The sequence below is a fragment of the Bacillus sp. FSL K6-0042 genome, assembly GCF_038006685.1.
Taxonomy (GTDB): domain Bacteria; phylum Bacillota; class Bacilli; order Bacillales; family Bacillaceae_G; genus Bacillus_A; species Bacillus_A pseudomycoides.
Genome location: NZ_JBBOVS010000001.1, coordinates 3127653 through 3147551, shown reverse-complemented (window position 1 = coordinate 3147551; position 19899 = coordinate 3127653). Strand labels below are relative to the sequence as shown.

General features: G+C 37.4%; 21 protein-coding genes and 2 tRNA genes. All 23 read left to right on the top strand.

All coding sequences use genetic code 11. The features are described 5' to 3' along the window. The first annotated feature begins 2 nt into the window (after window positions 1-2). The 23 genes from mazG to dusB all read left to right on the top strand — a co-directional run bounded on the left by mazG (window position 3) and on the right by dusB (window position 19872). Window positions 3-1466: a nucleoside triphosphate pyrophosphohydrolase gene (gene mazG, locus MHH45_RS16165; RefSeq protein WP_016116912.1), complete on the top strand. Its 1464-nt coding sequence runs from the start codon at window positions 3-5 to the stop codon at window positions 1464-1466. A 12-nt stretch (window positions 1467-1478) separates the two neighbouring features. Next, entirely contained in the window at window positions 1479-1754 is a 276-nt protein-coding gene (locus MHH45_RS16160) for an RNA-binding S4 domain-containing protein (protein ID WP_003194249.1), read from the top strand. A gap of 59 nt (window positions 1755-1813) precedes the next feature. Then, a complete protein-coding gene (yabP, locus tag MHH45_RS16155) occupies window positions 1814-2122 on the top strand; it encodes a sporulation protein YabP (RefSeq protein WP_003194251.1) in 309 nt (102 codons plus the stop codon). After that, a complete protein-coding gene (gene yabQ, locus MHH45_RS16150) occupies window positions 2119-2772 on the top strand; it encodes a spore cortex biosynthesis protein YabQ (RefSeq protein ID WP_016116913.1) in 654 nt (217 codons plus the stop codon). The genes yabP and yabQ overlap by 4 nt, the downstream gene beginning before the upstream one ends. Beyond that, window positions 2769-3128 carry a cell division protein DivIC gene (gene divIC, locus MHH45_RS16145; protein ID WP_016116914.1) on the top strand — a complete coding sequence of 120 codons (360 nt, stop codon included), beginning with the start codon at window positions 2769-2771 and terminating at the stop codon, window positions 3126-3128. Before yabQ ends, divIC begins: the two co-directional genes overlap by 4 nt. Before the next feature lie 87 nt (window positions 3129-3215). Further along, the gene (locus tag MHH45_RS16140) at window positions 3216-3731 is read left to right on the top strand and encodes a S1 domain-containing RNA-binding protein (RefSeq protein WP_016116915.1); all 516 of its coding nucleotides are present in this window, start codon (window positions 3216-3218) and stop codon (window positions 3729-3731) included. Between the two features lie 169 nt (window positions 3732-3900). Continuing rightward, a tRNA-Met gene (locus MHH45_RS16135) sits at window positions 3901-3974 on the top strand. Window positions 3975-3987: 13 nt separating this feature from the next. Beyond that, window positions 3988-4059: transfer RNA gene (locus tag MHH45_RS16130), tRNA-Glu, on the top strand. Window positions 4060-4321: 262 nt separating this feature from the next. Next, on the top strand, window positions 4322-6793 hold the full coding sequence (gene spoIIE / locus MHH45_RS16125) for a stage II sporulation protein E (RefSeq protein WP_016116916.1): 2472 nt from the start codon (window positions 4322-4324) through the stop codon (window positions 6791-6793). Window positions 6794-7020: 227 nt separating this feature from the next. Continuing rightward, window positions 7021-8451 carry a tRNA lysidine(34) synthetase TilS gene (gene tilS, locus MHH45_RS16120; RefSeq protein WP_016131606.1) on the top strand — a complete coding sequence of 477 codons (1431 nt, stop codon included), beginning with the start codon at window positions 7021-7023 and terminating at the stop codon, window positions 8449-8451. Then, window positions 8448-8990 (top strand): hypoxanthine phosphoribosyltransferase, encoded by a 543-nt coding sequence (hpt, locus tag MHH45_RS16115; protein WP_016116918.1) that lies wholly within the window; start codon window positions 8448-8450, stop codon window positions 8988-8990. The genes tilS and hpt overlap by 4 nt, the downstream gene beginning before the upstream one ends. Window positions 8991-9075: 85 nt before the next feature. Beyond that, window positions 9076-10977: an ATP-dependent zinc metalloprotease FtsH gene (gene ftsH / locus MHH45_RS16110; RefSeq protein WP_016116919.1), complete on the top strand. Its 1902-nt coding sequence runs from the start codon at window positions 9076-9078 to the stop codon at window positions 10975-10977. A 226-nt stretch (window positions 10978-11203) separates the two neighbouring features. Continuing rightward, on the top strand, window positions 11204-11992 hold the full coding sequence (locus MHH45_RS16105) for a type III pantothenate kinase (RefSeq protein ID WP_033671258.1): 789 nt from the start codon (window positions 11204-11206) through the stop codon (window positions 11990-11992). Between the two features lie 6 nt (window positions 11993-11998). After that, window positions 11999-12874 (top strand): redox-regulated molecular chaperone HslO, encoded by an 876-nt coding sequence (gene hslO, locus MHH45_RS16100; RefSeq protein WP_003194276.1) that lies wholly within the window; start codon window positions 11999-12001, stop codon window positions 12872-12874. Window positions 12875-12993: 119 nt separating this feature from the next. Continuing rightward, window positions 12994-13917, top strand: coding sequence for a cysteine synthase A (cysK, locus tag MHH45_RS16095; RefSeq protein WP_016116921.1), 924 nt, complete (start codon window positions 12994-12996; stop codon window positions 13915-13917). Between the two features lie 211 nt (window positions 13918-14128). Next, complete coding sequence (gene trpE, locus MHH45_RS16090) at window positions 14129-15526, top strand: anthranilate synthase component I (protein WP_016116922.1); 1398 nt, start codon at window positions 14129-14131, stop codon at window positions 15524-15526. A 5-nt stretch (window positions 15527-15531) separates the two neighbouring features. Further along, complete coding sequence (gene pabA / locus MHH45_RS16085) at window positions 15532-16119, top strand: aminodeoxychorismate/anthranilate synthase component II (RefSeq protein ID WP_033671259.1); 588 nt, start codon at window positions 15532-15534, stop codon at window positions 16117-16119. Further along, window positions 16113-16985, top strand: coding sequence for an aminodeoxychorismate lyase (pabC, locus tag MHH45_RS16080; RefSeq protein ID WP_016116924.1), 873 nt, complete (start codon window positions 16113-16115; stop codon window positions 16983-16985). Before pabA ends, pabC begins: the two co-directional genes overlap by 7 nt. Then, on the top strand, window positions 16978-17820 hold the full coding sequence (gene folP / locus MHH45_RS16075) for a dihydropteroate synthase (protein WP_077295494.1): 843 nt from the start codon (window positions 16978-16980) through the stop codon (window positions 17818-17820). The genes pabC and folP overlap by 8 nt, the downstream gene beginning before the upstream one ends. Next, complete coding sequence (folB, locus tag MHH45_RS16070; protein ID WP_016116926.1) at window positions 17821-18183, top strand: dihydroneopterin aldolase; 363 nt, start codon at window positions 17821-17823, stop codon at window positions 18181-18183. Then, entirely contained in the window at window positions 18180-18695 is a 516-nt protein-coding gene (gene folK, locus MHH45_RS16065) for a 2-amino-4-hydroxy-6-hydroxymethyldihydropteridine diphosphokinase (RefSeq protein WP_016116927.1), read from the top strand. The genes folB and folK overlap by 4 nt, the downstream gene beginning before the upstream one ends. Next, window positions 18647-18850 carry a helix-turn-helix domain-containing protein gene (locus MHH45_RS16060; RefSeq protein WP_000387032.1) on the top strand — a complete coding sequence of 68 codons (204 nt, stop codon included), beginning with the start codon at window positions 18647-18649 and terminating at the stop codon, window positions 18848-18850. The genes folK and MHH45_RS16060 overlap by 49 nt, the downstream gene beginning before the upstream one ends. Before the next feature lie 23 nt (window positions 18851-18873). After that, window positions 18874-19872, top strand: a complete 999-nt coding sequence (gene dusB / locus MHH45_RS16055; RefSeq protein WP_016116928.1) for a tRNA dihydrouridine synthase DusB — start codon at window positions 18874-18876, stop codon at window positions 19870-19872. Window positions 19873-19899: the final 27 nt, after the last annotated feature.

The window sequence follows — 19899 nt, the reverse complement described above, 5'->3', positions numbered from 1 at the left end:
TTGTGAGTAGAGTAATCACGATTTTAGGATTAGGTGCTGGTGAATTAGATCAGCTGACAATGGGTGTATACCGAAAAATAAAAGAAGCAGATCATATGTATGTGCGTACGAAAGAGCATCCTGTTATTGAAGAGTTAGAAAAGGAAGGTATAAAGTACACGGCTTTTGATGATGTATATGAGTCGCACGATACATTTGAAATCGTGTATGAAACAATTGCGAATACGTTAATAGAACAAGCGCAAGGTGCGGATATTATATATGCTGTACCAGGTCATCCACTTGTTGCGGAACGAACTGTTCAATTACTCTTGCAAAAAGGGGAAACGAAGCAGATTGAGGTGCGAATTGAAGGTGGACAAAGCTTTTTGGATCCGATGTTTGCTAGTTTAAAAATAGATCCAATTGAAGGATTCCAACTTATTGATGCAACTTCATTTGAAAGAGGTCAATTAGAATTACGTCAACACTTAATTTTTTGCCAAGTATATGATGCGTTTGTTGCATCTGAGGTTAAGTTGACATTAATGGAAATGTTGCCTGATGAGTATGAAGTATATATTGTAACAGCCGCAGGAACATCTTTTGAGCAAGTGAAAAAAGTGCCGCTCTATATGTTGGATCATGAAACAGAGTTGAACAATCTAACGAGCGTATATGTACCGCCTGTTACTGAGCGAGCTTCTTTATATCAACAATTTGATGTGCTCCGAGAAATTATTGCTGAGCTTCGTGGACCAAATGGCTGCCCATGGGATAAAAAGCAAACACATCAGTCTTTAAAGAAATATTTAATTGAAGAGACATATGAAGTGTTAGAGGCAATTGATGAAGAAGATGATGACCACTTGATTGAAGAACTTGGTGATGTGTTATTACAAGTTATGCTTCATGCTCAAATTGGAGAAGATGAGGGCTGGTTCTCTGTTGAGGATATCATCCGAACGCTATCTGAAAAAATGGTACGTCGTCATCCACATGTGTTTGGAGATATAGATGTAGAGAATGCGGAAGAAGTTGTTTTAAACTGGGAAGAAATTAAAAAACAAGAAAAAGGGCATGTAAGGGAGTCTGCTTTAACGGGAATTCCAAAAAGTTTACCACAATTAATGCGTGCGTATGAAATCCAGAAAAAAGCAGGAAAAGTTGGTTTTGATTGGGATGATGTACAGCCAATGATGGATAAAGCTTTTGAAGAATTGAAAGAGTTTGAGCAGGAAGTTGCAAAGATGGATAAAGAAAAAATGTTAGGTGAATTTGGGGATTTACTATTCGCCTTTGTTAATATTGCTCGCTACTATAAATTGGATCCAGAAGAGGCACTTCGTACCACAAATGAGAAATTCATGCGCCGATTTATATACATGGAAGCCAAAGTAGCTGAAATGAATAAGGAAATGCAGGAGTTAACGTTAGAGCAAATGGATGCTTTATGGGAAGAAGCGAAGCAGATAGAGAATCAATAGGGGGGAAATGAGATGCGCTTAGATAAATTTTTGAAAGTATCGCGTCTAATTAAAAGGAGAACATTAGCAAAGGAAGTAGCTGATCAAGGAAGAATTGCGATTAATGGGCAAGCTGCAAAGGCGAGCTCTGTTGTGAAAGTAGAAGATGAACTAACAATTCGTTTTGGACAAAAAGTAGTAACTGTAAAAGTAAATGAATTAAAAGAAACAACGAAAAAAGAAGATGCAGCTAACATGTATACGGTAGTTCGTGAAGAGAAAGTGAAAGCAGAAGAAGGCTTGTTCTAAATTATTTTCTCTCCTCATACATTATTTACTAGATAGTATAAAGCTATGGGGGGATTGACGTGAATAAGGGCTACTCAGTTGCGTCTTCTAATCAACAGAATGTTTCTGTAGAGCATGATATTATTATGCGTGGTAGACGTGTAATAGATATTACTGGCGTAAAGCAAGTAGAGAGTTTTGATAGTGAAGAGTTTTTATTAGAAACTGTAATGGGTTTTTTAACAATTCGCGGTCAAAACTTACAGATGAAAAATTTAGATGTAGAAAAAGGTATTGTATCCATTAAAGGGAAAATTCATGAGATGTTGTACATTGATGAAAATCAAGGGGAGAAAGCTAAAGGATTCTTTAGTAAGTTGTTTAAATGAGTTTAACGATTCAACTGTATACAATGCTTTCTATGATTGGAATGGGTGCTTGGATTGGAGCGGCGTTAGATACATACCAACGCTTTTTACAGCGACCGCGGCGTAAGCGTTGGATTGTATTTATATATGATATACTGTTTTGGATTGTCCAAGCACTGTTTGTCTTTTATGTATTGCTGCTTGTAAATGAAGCTGAATTACGTATATATGTTTTTGTAGCTTTGCTTTGTGGTTTTGCTGCATATCAAAGCTTATTGAAAGCAGTGTATATGCGAGTATTGAATTTTCTCATTTATATTTTTGTACAAACGATACAATTTTTTATCCAAATTGTACAGCTACTTATGATAAAACCTGTTATTATTATAGCGCAGCTTATTATTGCTTTTATTTTATTTTTATTTCGTATATTATTTTCAATTGGGCATGTGTTGTGGAAATGTACCGTATGGATATTACTTTTTGTATGGAAAATTTTTTTCTGGCCTGTTCGATTTCTTACTTTGCTCATATGGAAACTTCTCCCTAACCGTGTTAAACTTTTTATAAAGAGATATGTAGGATTACTGCAACATACAAGGAAATTGAAGAAATATACCTTTCAAATTTGGGAGCGTATAAAAAAGAAGTTAGGGGGACCTCGGAAATGAGGGAACTGAGGCAAAGATTGATTGAAGAGCAGAATCCAAATTCTGTCAGAGAACATATAATACAAACAAATGAAAACAGGAGGCGATTATATCGCCGTTTAGCAGTTTTTCTTGTCTTTGCTTTTACAATTATTGCGAGCATTAGTGTAACGTTTTATCAACAAAATAGTTCCGTTAAAGCAAAAGAAGTAAAGGTTGAAGAGATGAAAAAAGAATTGGGTTCATTAACAAAGAAAGAAAAAAAATTACAAGATGATGTTCAAAAGTTGAATGATGAAGAGTATGTTTTAAAGATTGCTAGGAGGGATTATTTCTTCTCTGGAAAAGGGGAGATAATTTTTCCTGTTTCTAAGTAGGTCGTGTCTTATTGACACTATATTTTAGGATTATATATAATAAAGTAAAATTTGACTTTTTAACCACTAAGGAGGAGCATTTTTTTTATGTCAATCGAGATAGGCAGCAAGTTACAAGGTAAAGTAACAGGTATTACAAATTTTGGGGCTTTTGTGGAGCTGCCAGAAGGCTTAACGGGTCTTGTTCATATTAGTGAAGTTGCTGATAATTATGTGAAGGATATTAATGATCACTTAAAAGTAGGCGACCAAGTAGAAGTAAAAGTTATTAATGTTGAAAAAGATGGAAAAATTGGTCTATCTATTAAAAAAGCGAAAGAGCGTGTAAGGCCAGAAGGAGATCGTCCACGCGGTGAGTATCAACGTGGTGGAGAGCAACGTGGTGGAGAGCAACGTGGTGGTGATCAACAACGTTCTGGACGTCCACAACGCAATCGTTCTTTTAACAGAGATAACCGTGGTGGCCGTGATAATGGTGGCAATCAAAAGGAAACGTTTGAGCAAAAGATGGCACGCTTTTTAAAAGACAGTGAAGATCGTCTAACTTCTTTAAAGCGTAATACAGAATCTAAACGTGGTGGCCGTGGCGCTCGTCGCGGATAAAACGAACGTTTTATTCTTAACATATAGAGAGGTGCCCGGAGTAAGTCACTCGGGGTGCTTTTTTATGTAAATGAGTATATTAAAAAAAGAATAAAAAACTTTTTGAAACATGTTGACTTTAAAGTGAATTTGATATAAGATACTAATTGTCCGTTAAATAAGACGACATGGCGGTGTAGCTCAGCTGGCTAGAGCGTACGGTTCATACCCGTGAGGTCGGGGGTTCGATCCCCTCCGCCGCTATATTTATTTTAACGGCCCGTTGGTCAAGTGGTTAAGACACCGCCCTTTCACGGCGGTAACACGGGTTCGAATCCCGTACGGGTCATCTAAAAAAGATCATGCAGATAGCATGATCTTTTTTTTATTAAGAAATTGTAAATAATTGCAAAGCTTCTACAAAAACACCCTATATTTTTTGAATTTTCCGTTCTTTTAAGGTGCTTATTTTTAACAACTTGTATATATATAGGTTTATTTCGAATAAAAAGTCGAACGATTATGTAAGTGTGAACTGTTGTTTTGACAAAAATCCCAATAATCATCTTTTATAATAACAGTAATTAAACTATGCAGGTGGTGTTAAAAATATGCCAAAAGCAGGAAGGAATACTGTGAACACAAGTACACTGGCTATGAATGATGGGCAACTCAGATCAATAACATGGACAAGCAAGTTGAAAGTGAAGTTGGAGCAAGTTTTCTTTAGATGGGGATTTGTTATTGCTGTAATCGGTTTTCTTTTAGGACGAGCATATATATTAACGAACATTTTACCGTTTGCACTACCGTTTTTTGCTGCTGTTTATGTAATGAAACGTGATAAGATGGCACTCGCATTTCTTGCTCTTATGGGTGGTGCGCTTTCCGTTTCACTAGATAATTTACTTTTTGCCTTTGCATCTATTTTTACTTTCTTCATTTACAATATCTTCTTTAGTCGATTTACACGTAAAATTGTTGGACTTGTACCATTTCAAGTATTTATCTCCGCATTAACCGCACATCTCGCTGTTGTTTACTTCGCGCAGCAAACCGTCACTATGTATGATTTACTCGTAAGTACTATTGAAGCAGGGCTTAGTTTTGTTTTAACAATGATTTTTCTACAAAGTGTACCGTTATTGACAGAAAGAAAGGGAAAGCAACAAGCGTTAGAAACGGAAGAAATTGTTTGTTTAATTATATTACTTGCATCTGTGTTAACGGGTACAACAGATTGGTTTATTTACGACGCTTCAGTTCAACATATTTTCACGAGATATTTAGTGTTATTATTTGCTTTTGTTGCAGGGGCAGCTACTGGCTCAACAGTAGGGGTTGTTACAGGATTGATATTGAGTTTAGCGAATATAGGTAGCTTATCTCAACTTAGTCTATTGGCTTTTTCGGGGTTACTTGGTGGATTATTAAAAGAAGGGAAGCGTTTGGGCGTTAGTTTAGGGTTGCTAATTGGTACAGGTCTAATTACATTATACGTCGACAAGCAAGTAAATATTATAACAACTTTAATAGAATCTGGAGTGGCGATAGGATTCTTTTTACTAACACCACAGGCAATTATCGATCGGCTTGCTAAATTTATGCCAGGAACACAAGAACATTCTCAGGATCAACAACAATATTTACGAAGAATGCGTGATGTGACAGCTAATAAAATTAATCAATTTGCAAATGTATTCTCTGCATTATCTAATAGCTTTTCGGTATATGGATATGTGGAGGAAGAGGATGAGGAAACAGAAGCTGATTTATTTTTAAGTACAATTACAGCAAAGACGTGTCAATCATGTTTTAAAAAGGATCAATGCTGGGTAGTGAATTTTGATAAAACATATGATTATATGAAACAAATTATGAATGAAACAGAAGAAGGGACGCTTCAGCATAACCGTAAGTTGGTTCGTGAATGGGAAAAGCACTGCGTAAGAGGAAAAAAGGTAACAGATTTAATGGCAGGAGAATTAGGTCATTTCTATGAGGGGCAAAAGTTACGAAAACAAATGAAAGAGAATCGTAGAATTGTTGCAGAACAATTATTAGGTGTTTCAAAAGTAATGGAAGATTTTGCGAAAGAAATTCAGCGTGAACGGGAAAATCATCAGGTACAGGAAGAACAAATTTTACAAGCGTTTCGTGACTTTGGTGTCGGGGTGGAACATGTTGATATCTATTGTTTAGATAGAGGGAATATTGATATTGAAATGATGATTCCGGCAGCATCTAATCAACATGGGGAATGTGACAAATTAGTTGCGCCGATGCTTTCGGATATTTTAAAAGAAAATATTATTGTTAAACATGAAGAACCTTCTGCTTATCCAAATGGTCATAGCATGATATCTTTTGGATCAGCGAAAACATTTTCTCTTGATACAGGGCTTGCTACAGCGGCAAAAGGAGGCGGATTTGTATCAGGAGATTCGTATGCGATGATGGATTTAAGTGTTGGGAAATATGCCCTTGCCATTAGTGACGGAATGGGCAATGGACAAAGGGCACATATGGAAAGTAAGGAAACGGTAAAATTGTTACAAAAAATATTGCAATCCGGTATTGATGAAGAAATTGCTATTAAGTCTATTAATTCAATTCTTTCATTGAGGACGACAGAAGAAATGTTTACGACGCTTGATTTAGCTATGGTAGATTTACGTGATGCAAGCGCTAAGTTTTTAAAAATTGGTTCAACCCCAAGTTTTGTAAAACGTGGAAATAACGTTTTACAAATAGAAGCAAGCAACTTGCCAATGGGAATCATTGAGGATGTTGAGGTGGATGTTGTTGGTGAACAATTAAAAACAGAGGACATTCTAATTATGATGAGTGATGGGATTTTTGAAGGGGCGCAACATGTGGAAAACCATGAATTGTGGATGAAGCGTAAAATTAAAGAATTACAAACCGATGATCCACAAGAAATTGCCGATATTATTATGGAAGAGGTCATTCGATCTAGTGATGGATATATCAATGATGATATGACGATTGTCGTTGCGAAGGTAAAGAAGAATATGCCAAAGTGGGCTACGATTCCAATTATGGGTAAACAAGCGCAATAGGGGAGCGGAAATCTCTTCAGTTTGGTTATGAGGTCTAGGTTGATACCTAGGCCTTTTTTTATAGGAGAAAGTAGCTTTATTATTTCTATGAAGATAGGGAAGGGATGTAAGATAAAAAAGTGAATTTTGTACATCTTTTTTTTGCACAAAGTTTGTAAAAGTTGTACCATTATAAGTAAGGTAAAAAGTATGTTATTGTTTGGTTTTAACGAAAGGTGATTGCGGAGTTGAGAGATACATTTGTTGAAAAAGTAGATGAGTTTGCAAAGCAGCATGATGTATTAGAGGAACATTCGACAATTGTTGTAGGAGTTTCTGGAGGCCCTGATTCTTTAGCTCTTTTATATTATTTATTAGAGAAAAGGGAAGAGAAGAAATTGAAGATTGTAGTCGCGCATGTGGATCACATGTTTAGAGGAGATGAATCCTATGAAGACTTACAATTTGTAGAAAATCTTTGCCGGAAGATTGGGGTTATTTGCGAAACGATAAGAATTAATGTATCGCAATATCAACAGCAATATGGAATGAATGCACAGGTGGCTGCTAGGGAATGCCGATATGCATTTTTGGAAAGAATAATGAAGAAATATGATGCACGATATGTAGCTCTTGGGCATCATGGAGATGATCAGATGGAGACGATTTTAATGCGTCTCGTCCGCGGGAGTACTCCGAAGGGTTATGCTGGAATTGCCGTGAAACGCCCTTTCCATGGTGGATATGTAATTAGGCCTTTGTTAGCGGTAACAAAGGAAGAGATTAATGCTTATTGTAAAAGGTTAGGGGTTACACCACGTATGGATCCAAGTAACGAAAAGGAAGTATATACGAGGAATCGATTACGTAAGTATGTTCTACCTTATTTAAAAGAGGAAAATCCGCATGTGCATGAGCGATTTCAAAATTTTAGTATGCTTATGCAAGAGGATGAGGCGTATTTGCAGGAATTAGCTTTTGAAAAGATGAATAAAGTAATTACAAAAAAAAGTGATAAACACATTGTCTTATCAATTCCTGCCTTTGAATCCATGTCTATGCCTTTACAAAGGAGAGGGATTCAACTAATATTAAACTATCTTTATGAATACAAGATTCCGTCTTCGCTTTCTTCTATACATATTGACAAAGTTATTGCATTTTTTAAGCGGACACACCCTTCAGGCTCACTTGATTTTCCTGGTGGCCTAAAAATTGTTCGTACATATGAAGAATGTAGTTTCCGATTTAAGCAAGAAATTGTTTTTCCTTTTTCACAAGTTTTATCAGTACCGGGTGCTGTTACCTTAGCAAACGGTGATGAACTTGTAGCAGAAGTAAATGAGGAATTACCAAGTAACATGAATGAAACAGTATTTGTTGCTAAGTATAATGATATATCATATCCTCTTCTTATTCGCTCTAGAGAAAACGGAGATCGCATGTCAATAAAAGGTATGAGTGGTACAAAAAAGATAAAAGCTATTTTTATTGAGGAAAAAGTACCAAAAGAAAAGAGAGAAGAGTGGCCGATTGTTTGTGATGCAAGCGGGAACATTATTTGGGTTCCGTTGTTGAAACAATCTGCATTTGCTATTTCACACGGAACAGCAGATAAGGATAAATATATGATTATTCACTACAAAAGCAAGGAGTCTTCCAGGAGGATAATGAAATGATGAATCAAGATATCGAAAAAGTATTAATTTCCGAAGAACAAATACAAGAAAAGGTGCATGAGCTAGGTGCAATTATTGCAGAGGATTACAAAAATACAGTACCTCTTGCAATCGGTGTATTAAAGGGTGCAATGCCATTTATGGCAGATTTATTGAAAAGAACAGATACATATCTTGAAATGGATTTTATGGCTGTTTCTAGCTACGGTCATTCTACAGTTTCAACAGGTGAAGTGAAAATTTTAAAAGACCTTGATACTTCTGTAGAAGGTCGCGATATTTTAATCGTTGAAGATATTATTGATAGCGGCCTTACATTAAGTTACTTAGTGGACCTATTCAAATATCGTAAGGCGAAATCTGTAAAGATTGTTACGCTACTAGATAAGCCAACTGGTCGCAAAGTCGACCTGCGAGCGGATTATGTTGGATTTACTGTTCCTCATGAATTTGTTGTAGGATATGGCTTAGATTATAAGGAGCAATATCGTAATCTTCCTTATGTTGGAGTATTGAAACCAAGCGTTTACTCAAATTAATTAAATACAGGCGTTAAAATTGGATAGGAAAGTTTTTCTATGTTACGATTTACTATAGTGTTTATGCCGTGAGAGGAGGTTAGGAATGAATCGTATCTTCCGTAATACCATCTTTTATTTACTGATATTCTTAGTAGTGATTGGAATCGTGAGCTATTTTAATGGTTCAACACAAAAAACAACATCAGTTAGCTACGATAAATTCATTACTAAACTTGAAAAAGGTGAAGTGCGTAATGTGCAGCTTCAACCAAAAAATGGTGTGTTTGAGGTAAAAGGACAATTTAGCAATGCTAGTCAGGAAGAACAATTTGTTACTTATGCACCAAATACTGAAGAATTACAAAAGAAAATTAATGACAAAGCGCAAGGTGCTGAAGTGAAGTATCAACCAGCAGAGGAAACAAGTGCTTGGGTGACATTCTTTACTTCTATCATTCCGTTTGTGATTATCTTCATCTTATTCTTCTTCTTACTAAATCAAGCTCAGGGCGGCGGTAGCCGTGTTATGAATTTCGGGAAAAGTAAGGCGAAGTTATACAATGATGAAAAGAAAAAAGTGCGCTTCAGAGATGTAGCTGGAGCAGACGAAGAGAAACAAGAACTTGTTGAGGTAGTAGAATTCTTAAAAGATCCTCGCAAGTTTGCTGAAGTTGGTGCCCGTATTCCTAAGGGTGTTCTGCTAGTTGGACCTCCAGGTACAGGTAAAACATTGCTTGCACGTGCTGTTGCAGGTGAAGCTGGCGTTCCTTTCTTCTCTATTAGTGGTTCTGATTTCGTAGAGATGTTCGTTGGTGTCGGTGCTTCCCGTGTACGTGATTTGTTTGAAAATGCGAAGAAAAATGCTCCTTGTATCATTTTTATCGATGAGATTGATGCAGTAGGTCGTCAACGTGGGGCAGGTCTTGGTGGTGGTCACGATGAACGTGAACAAACGCTAAACCAACTTCTTGTTGAAATGGATGGATTCGGTGCAAACGAAGGTATTATTATCATCGCTGCAACAAACCGTCCTGATATTCTTGACCCAGCGTTATTACGTCCAGGACGTTTTGACCGTCAAATTACAGTGGATCGTCCAGATGTAAATGGACGTGAAGCGGTACTGAAAGTACATGCACGTAACAAACCACTTGATGATGATATTAACTTAAGAGCAATTGCGACTCGCACACCAGGATTCTCTGGTGCAGATCTTGAGAACTTATTAAACGAAGCTGCATTAGTAGCTGCGCGTCAAGATAAAAAGAAAATTGACATGTCTGATATCGATGAAGCGACGGATCGTGTTATTGCAGGTCCTGCGAAGAAAAGTCGTGTCATTTCTGAAAAAGAACGTAATATTGTCGCATTCCATGAAGCGGGCCATACTGTAATTGGTGTCGTGCTTGATGAGGCGGATATCGTTCATAAAGTAACAATTGTTCCTCGTGGTCAAGCTGGTGGGTATGCGGTAATGCTTCCGAAAGAAGATCGTTACTTCATGACAAAACCAGAATTACTTGATAAAATCACTGGTTTACTTGGTGGCCGAGTGGCTGAGGAAGTTGTATTTGGTGAAGTGAGTACAGGAGCTCATAACGACTTCCAACGTGCGACTGGCATTGCGAGACGTATGGTAACGGAATTTGGTATGAGTGATAAGCTTGGACCGATGCAGTTTGGAAGCTCACAAGGTGGTCAGGTGTTCTTAGGAAGAGACTTCCATTCAGAACAAAACTACAGTGATGCAATTGCACATGACATCGATGTAGAAATGCAAACGATTATGAAAGAATGTTATGCTCGTGCAAAACAAATTCTTACTGAAAAACGTGATAAGCTTGATATTATCGCAAAAACGTTACTTGAAGTGGAAACGTTAGATGCAGAGCAAATTAATCATTTATATGATTATGGAGTTTTACCTGAGCGTAAAAAGTCCTCTGAAGATGTGAAAGTGAATATCACAATGAAAAAAGATGATGAGAACGCAGAAGATAAATAAGAAATGAAGGAGTGACAATAGTCACTCCTTTTTTCTATGCTGAGAAATTTGTGTACTTGTATATAAATTTGAAGCTTCTTTGCTTTAAAAATTGAAATAGTGAACGATCTTTTTGTAAAATGGTGAAGATGGAAAAACTGATTATATAGGTATGTATGATATGATGGCATTATCAGTTTTGTACATACTGCACAAATATAGATTAAATAAGATAAGTGGTGAGAATATGATTTTTGTATTGGATGTAGGGAATACAAATGCGGTGCTTGGTGTATTTGAAGATGGGAAACTTCGTCAGCATTGGCGCATGGAGACTGATCGTCATAAAACAGAAGATGAATATGGTATGTTAGTGAAACAGTTACTTGAACATGAAGGCCTTTCTTTTCAAGATGTGAAAGGAATTATTGTTTCTTCGGTTGTACCACCAATTATGTTTGCCTTAGAGCGTATGTGTGAGAAATATTTCAAAATTAAACCACTTGTAGTGGGACCAGGAATAAAAACAGGTTTAAATATTAAATATGAAAATCCGCGTGAGGTTGGAGCGGATCGTATTGTAAATGCTGTAGCTGGTATCCAATTATACGGAGGCCCGCTTATTATTGTCGATTTTGGAACAGCTACTACATATTGTTATATTAACGAAAATAAGCATTATATGGGCGGGGTAATTACACCAGGTATTATGATTTCGGCAGAAGCTTTATACAGTAGAGCGGCTAAACTTCCTCGTATTGAAATTACAAAACCAAGTAGTATTATTGGGAAAAATACAGTAAGTGCAATGCAAGCTGGCATTCTTTATGGGTATGTTGGACAAGTGGAAGGTATTGTGAGGCGTATGAAAGAAGAAGCTAAACAAGAACCGAAAGTTATTGCAACTGGAGGATTAGCAAAATTAATTGCAGAAGAATCTAATGTAATTGATGTTGTAGATCCGTTTTTAACATTAAAAGGCTTGCATATGCTATATGAACGTAATGCAAATTTACAGCATGAGAAGGGTGAATAAATAAGTATGAAAGATTATTTAGTAAAAGCGTTAGCGTTTGATGGAGAAGTTCGTGCGTATAGTGTACGTACAACAAATATGGTAAGTGAGGCGCAAAGACGTCATGATACATGGAGAACTGCTTCAGCAGCACTTGGGCGTTCGTTAACAGCTGGTGCAATGATGGGGGCTATGTTAAAAGGTGATCAGAAGCTGACGATTAAGGTGGAAGGAAATGGCCCACTTGGCCCAATCTTAGTGGATGCTCATGCGAATGGAGATGTGCGTGGATATGTAACGAATCCCCACGTTGATTTTGAAGCAACAGAGCAAGGGAAATTACGTGTATATCAAGCGGTAGGTACAGAAGGATTTTTAACGGTAATTAAAGATATCGGTATGCGTGAACCGTTTATCGGGCAGTCTCCAATTGTTTCGGGAGAATTAGGGGAAGATTTCACGTATTATTTTGCTGTTTCTGAGCAAACGCCTTCTTCTGTTGGTATTGGTGTCCTTGTAAATGGGGATGATAGCATACTTGCTGCAGGTGGATTTATCCTGCAAATTATGCCAGGAGCACAGGAAGAGACAATCTCCTTTATTGAAGAGCGTCTGCAAAAAATCCCACCTGTTTCAAAATTAATTGAACAAGGTCTTTCGCCAGAGGAATTATTATACGAAGTACTAGGAAAAGAAAAAGTGAAGGTATTAGAAACAATGGACGTTCAATTTAATTGTACATGTTCTCGTGAACGTATTGAGAGTGTATTAATTAGCCTCGGTAAAAAAGAATTAGAACAAGTTCGTGAGGAAGAAGATGAAACGGAAGTGCATTGTCATTTCTGTAATGAGCGATATAATTTCTCTAAAGAAGATATTACAAACTTGATTGAAAGCTTGTAAACAAAAGGGTTTTCTAGCAATTGCGAATCATCTAAATAAATTGACAAGTAAGAAAAATTCTGTCAAAATTAAAATGTAGATAAAACCAATAAAAATACTCGGTGTTAGGAGTGACAGGAATGCGAGTGGCACAATCAGTTTCAGAATTAATCGGGAAAACGCCGATCGTTAAGTTGAACCGCATCGTAGAGCAAGACAGTGCAGACATTTACTTAAAATTAGAATTCATGAACCCTGGAAGTAGCGTAAAAGATCGTATTGCATTATCTATGATCGAAGCTGCTGAAAAAAAGGGATTATTAAAAGAAGGCGATACAATTATTGAACCAACGAGTGGTAACACAGGAATTGGTTTAGCGATGGTAGCGGCTGCAAAGGGCTATAAGGCAATTTTAGTAATGCCGGAGACAATGAGTATTGAACGTCGTAACTTATTACGTGCTTATGGAGCTGAATTAGTATTAACTCCGGGTTCAGAAGGAATGGGCGGCGCAATTCGTAAGGCAACTGAATTAGCGAAAGAGCATGGTTACTTTATACCACAACAATTCCAAAACCCGGCGAATCCAGAAATTCACCGTTTGACGACAGGGCCAGAAATTGTTGAACAAATGGGTAATCAATTAGATGCATTTATCGCTGGTATCGGTACTGGTGGAACAATTACAGGTGCTGGTGAAGTGTTAAAAGAAATATATAAAGATATTAGAATTTACGCAGTAGAACCTGCAGATTCTCCGGTGTTATCTGGTGGGAAACCAGGTCCGCATAAGATTCAAGGTATTGGGGCTGGATTCGTTCCTGAAACATTGGATGTAGAAGTATATGATGAAATTATTCAAGTGAAGACAGAACAGGCATTTGAATATGCGAGAAGAGTGGCTCGTGAAGAAGGTATTTTAGTTGGTATTTCTTCAGGTGCTGTCATTTATGCCGCGACAGAAGTTGCGAAAAAGCTTGGTAAAGGGAAAAAGGTTCTTGTAATTATTCCAAGTAATGGTGAACGTTATTTAAGTACACCGCTTTATCAATTTGAATCATAATTAGTATGGCCAGAAAAAGCATTCCTGAAAAGGAATGCTTTTTCTTTTTTCGTTTGAAAATAGTGAATGACTAGAAAACTTCATGTAAAATAAGTAGTAGTAAAGTTAAAATATTTTCACTAGCTCTCAGGGACGAGTATGTCATATTAACCATCTGTAATTTGGGGTGATTAGTCTAAGGGAGTGGGATAAAAGAAGACGGGGTGTTGGTATGCAGCGAAGAAAATCTTTAGCGCTTTCTGTTCCATATCATTTAGATTTTTTTAAGCAATATAAGTTTCTTTCTCAGAATAAGAATCAACATATTTTGTTAGAAAGTGGACGTGGGGGTCGTTATAGTATTGCGGGGCTCGATCCGGTAGCGGTGATTCAGGGGAAAGATGAAACGTTACATATAAGTGAAAGCGGTAAGGAAACAATAGAGAAAGGCAATCCGTTAGATTTAATGCAAAGGTATATGGAACGATGGAGAACGAAGCATAATCCGGACTATCCGCCATTTCAAGGTGGTGCAATCGGATATTTTAGTTATGACTGTATCCGTTATATTGAAAAACTTCCTTCCCTTGCGGAGGATGATGTGGATATACCTGACATATTCTTTTTATTATTTGATGACGTGTTTGTGTATGATCAACAAGAGAATGTGTTGTGGATTATTACGCATTATATAGATGAACGTGAGGAAGCGGAAAGTCGTTTAAATGAATGGAAGAGCCTTTGGATGAAGGAAATTCCTGAAGTTAAAGTGCCATTTGAATGTCCTGAAAATAGAAATGAAGCGGTAGCTTTTACAGAAGAAGGATTTATGAAAGCTGTTCAGCGTATTCAAGAATATATTGGGGCTGGAGATGTGTTTCAAGTGAATTTGTCTACAAGACAAGAGAAAACATTACAAACACACCCACTGGAGATTTATACGAGTCTTCGTGAAATTAATCCATCACCATATATGGGATATTTAGAGTTTGGAGATTTTCAAATTGTTAGCGGTTCACCTGAATTGTTAATTAAAAAGCAAGGGAATGAAGTGAGTACCCGTCCGATTGCTGGTACACGTTCTCGTGGGAAAAACGAACAAGAAGATGAGAGTTTAGCGAAAGAGTTAATTGAAAATGAAAAGGAACGTGCAGAACACGTCATGCTTGTGGATTTAGAGCGTAATGATTTAGGGAGAGTTTGTAAGTATGGAACTGTAGAAGTAGATGAATTTATGGTCATTGAAAAATATTCGCATGTTATGCATATCGTTTCAAACGTTCGTGGTGAGGTTGAAACGGATAAGGATGCTTTCGATTTAGTAAGAGCTGTGTTTCCAGGTGGAACAATTACGGGGGCACCTAAAATACGTACGATGGAAATTATAGAGGAATTAGAACCGGTTCGCCGTGGAATTTATACAGGTTCAATTGGTTGGATTGGTTATTCAGGAGATATGGAATTAAATATTGTGATTCGTACGCTTCTTGCAAAAGATGGCCAAGCATATGTGCAGGCAGGGGCAGGAATTGTAATTGATTCAAATCCGAAATATGAGTATGAAGAATCGTTGAAAAAAGCAATCGCCTTATGGCGTGCGAAAGAAAGCAGCGAAGAAACGGTTAGGTGAGAGAAATGATATTGATGATTGATAATTATGATTCATTTACGTTTAATTTAGTGCAATTTCTTGGGGAACTTGGACAAGAGCTTATCGTCAAGCGCAATGATGAAATTACAATTTCAGATATTGAACAAATGAAACCTGACTTTCTTATGATTTCACCAGGTCCTTGTAGTCCGAATGAAGCTGGTATAAGTATGGGTGTCATTAAATATTTTGCAGGAAAGATTCCGATTTTTGGTGTGTGTCTAGGTCATCAATCGATTGCACAGGTGTTCGGAGGCGATGTTGTTCGTGCGGATCGTTTAATGCATGGAAAAACTTCTCTTATGTATCATGATGGAAACCTGATTTTTGCAGACATTCCAAATCCATTTACAGCAACGCGTTATCATTCTCTTATTGTAAAAAAAGAAACATTGCCAGAATGTTTAGAAGTGACATCTTGGACAGAAGAGGGAGAGATTATGGCGCTTCGTCATAAAACATTGCCAATTGAAGGAGTGCAGTTCCATCCGGAATCCATTATGACTTCACATGGGAAAGAGTTACTGCAGAACTTTATTCGTAGTTATAGCCCCAGTGTATCGTCATGTTAATTTATGTAAATGGTGCATATGTGGAAGCGAGTGAGGCGAAAATCTCCCCTTATGACCATGGGTATTTATATGGGCTGGGGGTTTTTGAGACATTTCGTATTTATAATGGCTATCCGTTTTTATTAGACGATCATTATGAGCGTTTAATGGATGCCCTTTCTGTATTGCAAATTGAGTGGAAGATGACGAAAGATGACGTACTTCGTATTTTGCAGGAATTACTCGTGCGAAATGGATTAGAACATGCGTATGTTCGTTTTAATGTTTCAGCTGGTATAGGTGAAATAGGCTTACAGACAGGGCTATATGAAGAGCCTTCCGTTATTGTATTTATAAAACCTTTGACGGTTCCGGGTAAAGCGGTAGAAAAGAAAGGCGTTATTTTGAATCAAAAACGAAATACGCCGGAAGGGACGTTTCGTTTAAAGTCTCATCACTATTTAAATAACATTTTAGGAAAACGTGAAATTGGAAATGTTGTGAATAAAGAAGGAATCTTCCTTACTGAAGCAGGTTATGTAGCGGAGGGGATTGTTTCGAATCTCTTTTTTGTGAAGGAGGGTGTTTTATACACGCCGTCGCTGGAAACAGGGATTTTAAATGGGATCACTCGCGCTTTTATTATAAGAATTGCTGAAGTATTAGATGTACGTGTAGAAGAAGGTTTGTTTACACAAAAGGAATTGCTTTCTGCCGATGAGGTGTTTGTAACAAATTCTATTCAAGAAATTGTCCCACTTAATCAGATTGAAGAAGTTAATTTTCCAGGTAAAGAAGGGAAGGTTACAAAGTCTTTCATGTGTGTGTATGAAATGCATAGAGAAAGTCTTTGGAGCCGAAATGAACTGCTAAGAGGAGATGTGTAGTGTGAAGTGGAATTATGATTTGCGCTGCGGCGAATATACATTGGACTTAAATAAAAAAACATTAATCATGGGGATTTTAAATGTTACACCAGATTCATTTTCAGATGGTGGAAACTACGATGAGGTGAACGCAGCTGTAAGTCATGCGAGAGAAATGGTGAGTAATGGAGCTGATATTATTGATATCGGTGGGGAATCAACTCGTCCTGGTTTCGCGAAAGTTTCGGTGGAGGAAGAATTAGGGCGTGTAATTCCGATGATTCAAGCGGTTTCGAAAGAAGTGAAAGTGCCTATTTCTATCGATACGTATAAAGCTGAAGTAGCCAAACAAGCAATTGAAGCGGGTGCTCATGTTATTAATGATGTATGGGGAGCAAAGGCGGAACCGAAAATTGCAGAAGTTGCGGCACATTATAATGTGCCGATAATTTTAATGCATAATCGCGATAACACAAATTACCGTAATCTTATGGCGGATATGATTGCGGATCTATATGAGAGTGTTAAAATTGCAAAAGGTGCAGGTGTACCTGATGAGAATATCGTTTTAGATCCGGGTATCGGTTTCGCGAAGACGCCAGAACAAAATTTAGAAGCGATGCGTAATCTAGAAAAATTACATGTGTTAGGGTATCCAGTCCTTCTTGCGACTTCGAGAAAATCGTTTATCGGTCATGTTTTAGATTTGCCGGTAGAGGAACGTGTAGAAGGCACAGGAGCATCGATTTGTCTTGGTATTGATAAAGGCTGTGAAATGATTCGTGTTCATGATGTGAAGGAAATGGCACGTATGGCAAAGATGATGGATGCAATGATTGGCAAGGGGGTAAAATGATTGGATAAAATTTATATTCATGATATGGAGTTTTATGGCTATCATGGCGTATTTCCAGAAGAGAATAAATTGGGGCAAAGATTTAAAGTGGATTTAACAGTGGAACTGGATTTAAAACAAGCGGGCGAAAGTGATAACTTAGAGTATTCGGTAAACTACGGAGAGCTCTTTGAACTTTGCAGACAAGTGGTAGAAGATCGAACATATAAGCTTGTAGAAAGTATTGCGGAAAATATAGCGGCGAATATATTGAATCAGTACGTAAGTATTTTGCGATGTACAGTAAAGGTTGTTAAACCGGATCCACCAATACCAGGGCACTATCGTGCTGTGGCGGTAGAAATTACGAGAGATCGACCATGAAAAATGTAGTATACGTTGCGTTAGGATCAAATATTGGTGATCGTTATGTTTATTTATTGCAAGCGATTGAGCTGTTAAATAAAAATCCTCATATTCAAGTGGAGGATGTCTCTTCTGTATATGAAACAGATCCAGTGGGATATACAGATCAAAATCGTTTTTTAAATTTAGTTATAAAAATTTCTACCAATTTACCGCCGCAAGAATTGTTGAAAGTAACGCAAAAGGTTGAGATAGATTTAGGAAGAAAAAGGGAAATTAGATGGGGCCCGCGAACCATTGACCTTGACGTTTTGCTCTATAATCAAGAAAATATTGAAGCAGAGAATCTTATTGTGCCGCATCCGCGGATGTTCGAAAGAGCTTTTGTTATCGTTCCGTTGTTAGAGATCAATCAAGATATAAAACAAAATATTTCACGTTCGCAAGTAGATGAAATGAAAAGGCGAGAGGGAGTAACGGTATGGAAGCAGAAAAATGGGGAAGACGCATTCGTGCTTTTCGGAAATTAAAAGGTTATACACAAGAAGGTTTTGCAAAGGAATTAGGGGTATCTGTATCTGTTTTAGGAGAAGTAGAGAGAGGGAATAGAACCCCTTCTCAAGATTTTGTAGTAGAAGTTGCTAAGACATTAAATATTTCAATAGATGAATTAATGCCAAAGTGAGGATAAAAGAAGGAGACAGTCGAGTGTTAAAGATTGCAAACATTGAGATGAAGAATCCAGTTGTACTAGCACCAATGGCGGGAGTGTGTAACTCTGCATTCCGTTTAACAGTAAAAGAATTTGGTGCAGGTTTAGTATGTGCTGAAATGGTAAGTGATAAGGCGATTTTATTTAATAACCAAAAAACATTAGATATGTTATATATCGATGAGAGAGAGAAGCCGCTAAGTTTACAAATTTTTGGCGGTGAGAAGGAAACGCTTGTTGGTGCTGCGAAATATGTAGATAAAAACACAACGGCGGATATTATCGATATCAATATGGGTTGCCCAGTTCCGAAAATTACGAAGTGTGATGCTGGTGCAAAGTGGTTATTAGATCCAGATAAAGTATATGAAATGGTAGCGGCCGTTGTAGATGCTGTTGAAAAACCAGTTACAGTTAAAATGCGTATTGGCTGGGATGAAGACCACATTTTCGCAATTGAAAATGCTAGAGCTGTGGAACGTGCAGGCGGTCAAGCGGTAGCGGTTCATGGACGTACACGTGTTCAAATGTATGAAGGGAAAGCGGATTGGGATATTATTAAACAGGTAAAACAATCTGTGAATATTCCTGTTATTGGAAATGGTGACGTAGAAACTCCTCAAGATGCGAAACGTATGCTTGATGAAGTAGGGGTAGATGGCGTTATGATTGGGCGTGCAGCTCTCGGGAACCCATGGATGATTTATCGTACAGTAAAATATTTAGAAACAGGGGAATTAATGCCGGAACCAACAGTGCGTGAGAAAATGGATGTATGTATGTTGCACTTAGATCGTCTTATTGACTTAAAGAATGAAGATATTGCAGTAAGAGAGATGAGAAAGCATGCAGCTTGGTATTTAAAAGGTGTTGGTGGTAATGCGAGAGTACGTAATGCAATTAATACTTGTAATACTCGTGAAGATCTTGCCTCTTTATTAGGTGCATTTATAGAAGAAGTAGAAACAAAACAAAAAACAATTCACGTTGGTTAAAAGGAGGAAAGAGAGAACGTTTGACAT